The sequence below is a fragment of the Burkholderia sp. Z1 genome, from assembly GCF_014893795.1.
GTDB classification, from domain to species: Bacteria; Pseudomonadota; Gammaproteobacteria; order Burkholderiales; family Burkholderiaceae; genus Burkholderia; species Burkholderia theae.
The window spans coordinates 3,686,562-3,693,265 of the sequence record NZ_JACFYL010000001.1 but is presented as its reverse complement, the minus strand read 5'-3'; the positions used below and the strand labels follow the sequence as shown (position 1 = coordinate 3,693,265).

7 protein-coding genes are annotated in these 6,704 nt (G+C 62.9%); 6 read left to right on the top strand and 1 reads right to left on the bottom strand.

The genetic code is table 11. The annotated features are described in order from the left end of the window. Positions 1-421: 421 nt before the first annotated feature. From rpmH to yidC, 4 genes are all read left to right on the top strand, one after another. Complete coding sequence (rpmH, locus tag H3H55_RS17120; protein ID WP_004198824.1) at positions 422-556, top strand: 50S ribosomal protein L34; 135 nt, start codon at positions 422-424, stop codon at positions 554-556. A 15-nt stretch (positions 557-571) separates the two neighbouring features. Next, positions 572-1,033 carry a ribonuclease P protein component gene (gene rnpA / locus H3H55_RS17115; RefSeq protein WP_048244765.1) on the top strand — a complete coding sequence of 154 codons (462 nt, stop codon included), beginning with the start codon at positions 572-574 and terminating at the stop codon, positions 1,031-1,033. A 75-nt stretch (positions 1,034-1,108) separates the two neighbouring features. Beyond that, complete coding sequence (gene yidD, locus H3H55_RS17110) at positions 1,109-1,375, top strand: membrane protein insertion efficiency factor YidD (RefSeq protein ID WP_009694594.1); 267 nt, start codon at positions 1,109-1,111, stop codon at positions 1,373-1,375. An 8-nt stretch (positions 1,376-1,383) separates the two neighbouring features. Continuing rightward, positions 1,384-3,051: a membrane protein insertase YidC gene (gene yidC / locus H3H55_RS17105; protein WP_193099426.1), complete on the top strand. Its 1,668-nt coding sequence runs from the start codon at positions 1,384-1,386 to the stop codon at positions 3,049-3,051. A gap of 126 nt (positions 3,052-3,177) precedes the next feature. On the opposite strand, the gene H3H55_RS17100 is transcribed toward yidC, so the two are convergent. Beyond that, complete coding sequence (locus H3H55_RS17100) at positions 3,178-3,612, bottom strand: transcriptional regulator (protein ID WP_048244762.1); 435 nt, start codon at positions 3,610-3,612, stop codon at positions 3,178-3,180. A 338-nt stretch (positions 3,613-3,950) separates the two neighbouring features. Here H3H55_RS17100 and mnmE point away from each other — a divergent pair, with 338 nt between their 5' ends. Next, entirely contained in the window at positions 3,951-5,345 is a 1,395-nt protein-coding gene (gene mnmE, locus H3H55_RS17095) for a tRNA uridine-5-carboxymethylaminomethyl(34) synthesis GTPase MnmE (RefSeq protein WP_048244760.1), read from the top strand. Positions 5,346-5,628: 283 nt separating this feature from the next. Beyond that, positions 5,629-6,498, top strand: a complete 870-nt coding sequence (locus H3H55_RS17090; protein ID WP_319022283.1) for a curculin (mannose-binding) lectin — start codon at positions 5,629-5,631, stop codon at positions 6,496-6,498. The last annotated feature ends 206 nt before the right edge of the window (positions 6,499-6,704 follow it).

The following is a 6,704-nucleotide window of genomic DNA, read 5'->3' as shown; positions in this document are numbered from 1 at the left end:
CAAGTAACTGTCGTTTTTTGCATGCACAGCGCGGCTCGCAGGCGCCCTTGTCGCGATCGCGCAACAAGGCCCGAAGCGGTCGTGCGAGCGTGCCTCGGACGCCTGCGTCACAGTCGTGCAGAGGCAGGCGAGCGCCGAGGCGGCGTGCGGGATTCTTGGAGATAAGGCGAGATTCTAACGCCAAACGCCGCCACAGCGGGACTTATCCACAGGCTGTGATGGTGGGTCGCAGGGCCGGATCGGCCGGGGCTGGCACAGGCGGACGACTCCTAAGGTATTGACCGCCAACAGAAAACCGGTTTAAATAGCGGGTTCCGCGAAAACCAATCCTGTATTCCCGGCGATTGCGTTCGCCCGAATGCCTCCGGTTAAGGGCACGCGGTCCCCTGAATTTCGACATTCTCGAACAAGTGAGAACATCATGAAACGTACTTACCAACCGTCCGTGACGCGCCGCAAGCGCACCCATGGCTTCCGTGTCCGTATGAAGACGGCAGGTGGCCGCAAGGTCATCAACGCTCGCCGCGCGAAGGGCCGCAAGCGCCTCGCCATCTAAGGCAGGTTGCGCGCTGTGTCCGCCGTCCGCAGTCCTGCGGAAGGTGCCGTCGAGCCGGGTGCGAATCCGTTGCAGACGAAAGCCGCCTTCCCGAAAGCTGCGCGACTTCTGAAAACGGATGAATTTTCATCCGTTTTTCGTTTGCGCCCTTGGCGGCGCTCCGCGCACTTCGTGATCTACGGCAAGCCGACCGGTCAGCCCGCGCGTCTGGGGCTCGTCGTCGGCAAGAAGTACGCGCCGCGTGCAGTCACGCGTAATCTGGTGAAGCGGCTGGCGCGCGATGCATTTCGCGTGCGCCGGGCCGAATTCGCCGGTTACGACCTGCTGCTGCGGCAGCACACGCGCTTCGACAAGAAAGCGCTGCCGAGCGCGGCTTCCGCCCCGCTCGCGGCGATGTGCGCGGCCGAAATCCGCGAACTGCTCGACAGGGCAGTCCGGGAAATCGCTCGCCGCGCGTCGAAGCCCGCGTCCGAGTGACGCATCCGTCCGCGGTGCCGCGTTCGCGCCCGCCCGGCCGGTTTTGACGCGGTGCCGAACGGCGCCGCCCAAGGTATGGAAACGGTATTGATCGCCTTGCTGCGCTTCTACAAGGTTGCCGTGAGCCCTCTGCTCGGCAACCGTTGCCGTTTTTATCCTTCCTGTTCGGATTACGCGCGCGAGGCAATCCAGTATCATGGCGCCGCGCGCGGCACGTATCTCGCCGTCAGGCGCGTGTGCCGATGCCATCCGTTTTCCGCGGGCGGCATCGACCTCGTCCCGCCGCCCAACTCCGACACTCGCGCTCGCGGCGAAGCCGACGCGCGGTCCCATCGACTCTGAGACAACGCATGGATATCAAACGCACCGTCCTATGGGTGATCTTCTTCATGTCAGCTGTCATGCTGTACGACAACTGGCAGCGGTCCCATGGACGCCCGTCGATGTTCTTCCCGAGCGCTACGCAAACGGCCCCCGCGGCTGCTGCCGGCGGCGCATCGGGCACGGGCGCGACGACGACGACCGCAGGTGACGTGCCTGCCGCCGCAGCCGGCACCGCTCCGTCGACGACGGCACCGGCCGCACAGGCGCAGCTCGTGAAGTTCTCGACCGACGTGTATGACGGCGAAATCGACACGCGCGGCGGCACGCTCGCGAAGCTGACGCTGAAGAAGCAGGGCGACGGCAAGCAGCCCGACCTGTACATCACGCTGTTCGACCACACGGCCGGCCACACGTATCTCGCACGCTCGGGCCTGCTCGGCGGCGACTTCCCGAACCACAACGACGTCTACACGCAGGTGAACACCGGCTCGACGTCGCTGGCGGGCGACCAGAACGCGCTGAAGCTGTCGTTCGAATCGCCGGTGAAGGGCGGCGTGAAGGTCGTGAAGACCTACACGTTCACGCGCGGCAGCTACGTGATCGGCGTCGATACCAAGATCGACAACGTCGGCACGGCACCTGTCACGCCGACGGTCTACATGGAACTCGTCCGCGACAACACGGCCGTCGAAACGCCGATGTTCTCGCACACGTTCCTCGGGCCGGCGGTCTACACGGACGCGAAGCACTTCCAGAAGATCAACTTCAGCGACCTCGACAAGAACAAGGCCGACTACGTGACTTCCGCCGACAACGGCTGGGTCGCGATGGTGCAGCACTACTTCGCGTCGGCATGGATTCCGCAGCAGGGCGTGAAGCGTGATATCTACGCGGAGAAGATCGATCCGACGCTGTACCGCGTCGGCGTGAAGCAGCCGGTCGCCGCGATCGCGCCGGGCCAGTCGGCCGACGTGCAGGCACGCCTGTTCGCCGGTCCGGAAGAAGAGCGCATGCTCGAAGGCATCGCGCCGGGCCTGGAACTCGTGAAGGACTACGGCTGGGTGACGATCATCGCGAAGCCACTGTTCTGGCTGCTCGAGAAGATCCACGGCTATGTCGGCAACTGGGGCTGGGCGATCGTGCTGCTGACGGTGCTGATCAAGGCCGTGTTCTTCCCGCTGTCGGCTGCGAGCTACAAGTCGATGGCGCGCATGAAGGAAATCACGCCGCGCATGCAGGCGCTGCGCGAACGCTTCAAGAGCGATCCGCAGAAGATGAATTCGGCGCTGATGGAGCTGTACAAGACCGAGAAGGTCAATCCGTTCGGCGGCTGCCTGCCGGTCGTGATCCAGATCCCGGTGTTCATCTCGCTGTACTGGGTGCTGCTCGCATCGGTCGAAATGCGCGGCGCGCCGTGGATTCTGTGGATTCACGACCTGTCGCAGCGCGATCCGTTCTTCATCCTGCCGGTGCTGATGGCCGTGTCGATGTTCGTGCAGACGAGCCTGAACCCGACGCCGCCGGACCCCGTCCAGGCGAAGATGATGAAGTTCATGCCGATCGCGTTCTCGGTCATGTTCTTCTTCTTCCCGGCCGGCCTCGTGCTGTACTACGTCGTGAACAACGTGCTGTCGATCGCGCAGCAGTACTACATCACGCGCAAGCTCGGCGGCGTCAAGAAGAAGCCGGCCTGACGCCCGGCGCACCCGTGGGCGGCGAGCCGCCCACGATGCACGCAAAAAAAGCCGCATGGTTCGCCCATGCGGCTTTTTTGTTTCCTGGCGGCGGCGCGCGGTGTGCGATGCGCGTGCCGTTCCCGTTCAGGCTTTCTTCGCTTCGATCTTCGGTTCGCCGTAGAACTGCTCGATCAGTTCCTGAACGAGGTAGCGCTGATGCGGAGACAGTGCCTCGATCTTCGACGCGAGTTCGATCGTCTCGGGCGTCGGCGGATAGCGCTCGTCGCGCGGCAGCGGTTGCGGCGTCGGGTGTTCGATCACGCTCGGCGACGGGCCGTAATGCAGCCAGTGCAGTTCGACGCGCAGCCATTCGGCGAGCGTTTCGAGTTTGTCCGACGTCGGAATCGTGCGGCCCGTCAGCCATTTGTGCGCGGTTTGCGGCGAAACGGGATGCGTTCCGCGGTGGCGCAGATTGAATCGGTTCGCAAGCTCCGTCGCGCCGGTGACCTTCTCCGGGCTGCGCCGCAGGGCGAATTTCAGGCGTTCCGAGAACGCGGCTTTTTCTTCGGATGTCGGCATGGGGGAGATTGTGCAATTCCACCGCCGCGTTTCAGACAACCATATGAGATAAACATATCTCATTCGGACGAATCCCGGCCTTCACCGGGATGGGTGGCGAAATTGAGGGACGCAGCGTCAAGCCGCTCCGGCAGGCATACTCGTCCGAAACGGTGGCTGTGACATTGCGTTGGACTGATACTCGACTTATCCCCGGCGGGATAAATTCGGGCGAGTCCGAATCCTGCGTGGCGGCCGGTGGTGTGTGGGCCGGCACGCTACAATGCCGGCGTTCCGATGCCCGAACTGTTGCGCGGGCGCACCACTCACTGTCTGACCACCCGATTCATCCGATTCCCATGCTCGCTACCGATTCCGATCCGATCGTCGCCATTGCCACTGCTGCCGGCCGGGGCGGCATCGGTGTCGTCCGCGTGTCGTTCGGGCGCGGCGGCGAGGCGGCCGCGTTGCCGCTGATCGACGCGTTGTGCGGGCAGAAGCTCGCGCCGCGTCATGCGAGCTACGTGCCGTTCCTCGACGAGCACGGCGCGCCGCTCGACCGCGGCATCGCGCTGTATTTCCCGGCGCCGCACTCGTACACCGGCGAGCACGTCCTCGAGCTGCAGGGGCATGGCGGGCCGATCGTGATGCAGCTGCTGCTGCAGCGCTGCCTGGATGCGGGGCGCGGCTTCGGGCTGCGGCTCGCGGAGCCGGGCGAGTTCACGCGGCGCGCGTTCCTGAACGACAAGCTCGACCTCGCGCAGGCCGAGGCGGTTGCCGACCTGATCGAGGCAAGCACCGAGGCCGCGGCACGCTCGGCCGGGCGGTCGCTCGACGGCGCGTTCTCGCGGCAGATCCATGCGCTCGTCGACGACGTGATCACGCTGCGGATGCTGGTCGAGGCGACGCTGGATTTTCCGGAAGAGGAGATCGACTTCCTGGAAGCGGCCGACGCGCGCGGCAAGCTCGCGAAGATCCGCGCGCAGCTCGTGCATGTGCTCGGCGATGCGCGGCAGGGCGCGCTGTTGCGCGAAGGGTTGTCGGTCGTGCTCGCGGGGCAGCCGAACGTCGGCAAGTCGTCGCTGCTGAATGCGCTAGCCGGCGCGGAGCTGGCGATCGTCACGCCGATCGCGGGCACGACGCGCGACAAGGTTGCGCAGACGATCCAGGTCGAAGGGATTCCGCTGCACATCATCGATACGGCGGGGCTGCGCGAGACGGAGGATGAGGTCGAGCGGATCGGCATTGCGCGCACGTGGAGCGAGATCGAGCGCGCGGACGTCGTGCTGCACCTGCTCGATTCGCGCACGGGGCTGACGCCGGATGATGAGGTGATCGCGGCGCGGTTCCCGGGCGGCGTGCCGGTGGTGCGCGTACTGAACAAGACGGATCTGACCGGCGTGCCGGCTTGTGTCGAGCATCCGGCTGCGGAAGGGGATCTGACCGAGGTGCATCTGTCGGCGAAGCGCGGCGACGGGATCGACATGCTGCGTGCGGAGCTGCTGCGGATCGCGGGGTGGCAGGCGGGGGCTGAGGGCGTGTATCTCGCGCGCGAACGGCATCTGATCGCGCTGCGGGCCGCGCAGGAGCATCTCGCGCAGGCGGCGGATCATGCGGAGCAGCGCGCGCAGTCGCTCGATCTGTTTGCGGAGGAGCTGCGGCTCGCGCAGGAACAGCTCAATGCGATTACCGGGGAGTTCACTTCGGATGATCTGCTGGGGGTGATTTTCAGCAGGTTTTGTATCGGGAAGTGATCCATCTCTCGACGGAATTCGAGTCGTTTAGCGATGTTTCTGCCGGTCGCCTCGACGGGATCGGCGATGCAAACGGCGTTTCTGTCTACCGAGTGCAATTTGCCATTCCTCGCTTATCGAAGTATCCAGGACCGGTTGATGTGCCAAAGGCATTGGTTGCAACGAGCAATCAGGTTGTGTCGGGAGCGGAATAATATAATTTGAATCCCGAGGTCCCACGCGTGCGACAAAAATCTTGCTGAATTGATATGAGGAAATGTAAGATTGCGTCGCGCAGGTTGAAGTGAAGAAACAAGAGAATTATCAAACTCAACTGATTCCGGGGGAACGCGTGAGACGGCTGTCTATCTTTGCTTTTATTTTCTTGGTTTGCCAATCGCTTGCATTCGCAAAACGTCTCGAGCCGGGGGCTACGATGTGGGCGGGGCAGTCGGTTTGCTCGGATAACAACCAGTACTGTCTGAAGCTGCAGAAGTCAGATGGAAACCTGGTTCTCTATGCAGCCAGCGGCCAGGCCGTGTGGCAAGCAAAGACCAATGGAAAGGGCGTGACGCGTGCGGTTATGCAGCCGGACGGAAATTTCGTGCTTTATACCGACGATAACCGTCCGATCTGGGTAATCAAAACGGAGCGCTCCAATTCATTTCTGAATGTTCAGGATGACGGAAATATCGTTTTCTACTGGATGCGTCCCATTTGGGATAGCAAGACGAGCGATGTTTCGAGCATGCAGTCCAACGAGGCTCGTATCCTTTACCCGAACACCAAGCTGACGGCTGGCGTGAGTTACTCGATCGGGCAGTACTTTTTCATTCTGCAGGCCGACGGAAATCTGGTGCTGTACAAGAATGGCGCTGCGATTTGGAACACCGGTACGGCAGGCAAGGGTGTGACGTCTGCGTGGATGCAGAACGACGGGAACTTCGTGTTGTATAACGATGCCGGTACGCCGATCTGGAAAACCAACACGGGCGGGAATAGCGGTGCCCTGTTCGCATTCCAGCCGGATGGCAATCTGGTGGTCTACGTGCAGACGCCCAGCTGGGATCGTTTGGCGGGGTACAACCACCCGGACTTCAAGGACCACCGTGGTCCCGGTCAAGGTTATTGCATCGGGGCGTGTGGCGGAGCGATCATCTCCATTCCTTTCTGATCGGTAGCCGATGCGAGATTGGCCAGAGTGATGTGTCGTGACCTGCGCGACGGACGCTCACGATGGCGATCATCATGACGACGGGGCGGGTATATCCCGCCCCGTCTCATTCAGGAGCATCGCCGGCACAAGGCCGTCATCTCGTTCTCAATCCCAATGATGGTGATGGTAATACCCGCCACCACCGTAATACCCGCCATCAGGCA

What these genes read in the sequence shown, in the direction of transcription:
- rpmH (WP_004198824.1), top strand. Translation starts at nt 422, where the DNA reads ATGAAACGTACTTACCAACCGTCCGTGACGCGCCGCAAGCGCACCCAT.
- yidD (WP_009694594.1), top strand. Translation starts at nt 1,109, where the DNA reads ATGGAAACGGTATTGATCGCCTTGCTGCGCTTCTACAAGGTTGCCGTG.
- yidC (WP_193099426.1), top strand. Translation starts at nt 1,384, where the DNA reads ATGGATATCAAACGCACCGTCCTATGGGTGATCTTCTTCATGTCAGCT.
- H3H55_RS17100 (WP_048244762.1), bottom strand. Translation starts at nt 3,612, where the DNA reads ATGCCGACATCCGAAGAAAAAGCCGCGTTCTCGGAACGCCTGAAATTC.
- mnmE (WP_048244760.1), top strand. Translation starts at nt 3,951, where the DNA reads ATGCTCGCTACCGATTCCGATCCGATCGTCGCCATTGCCACTGCTGCC.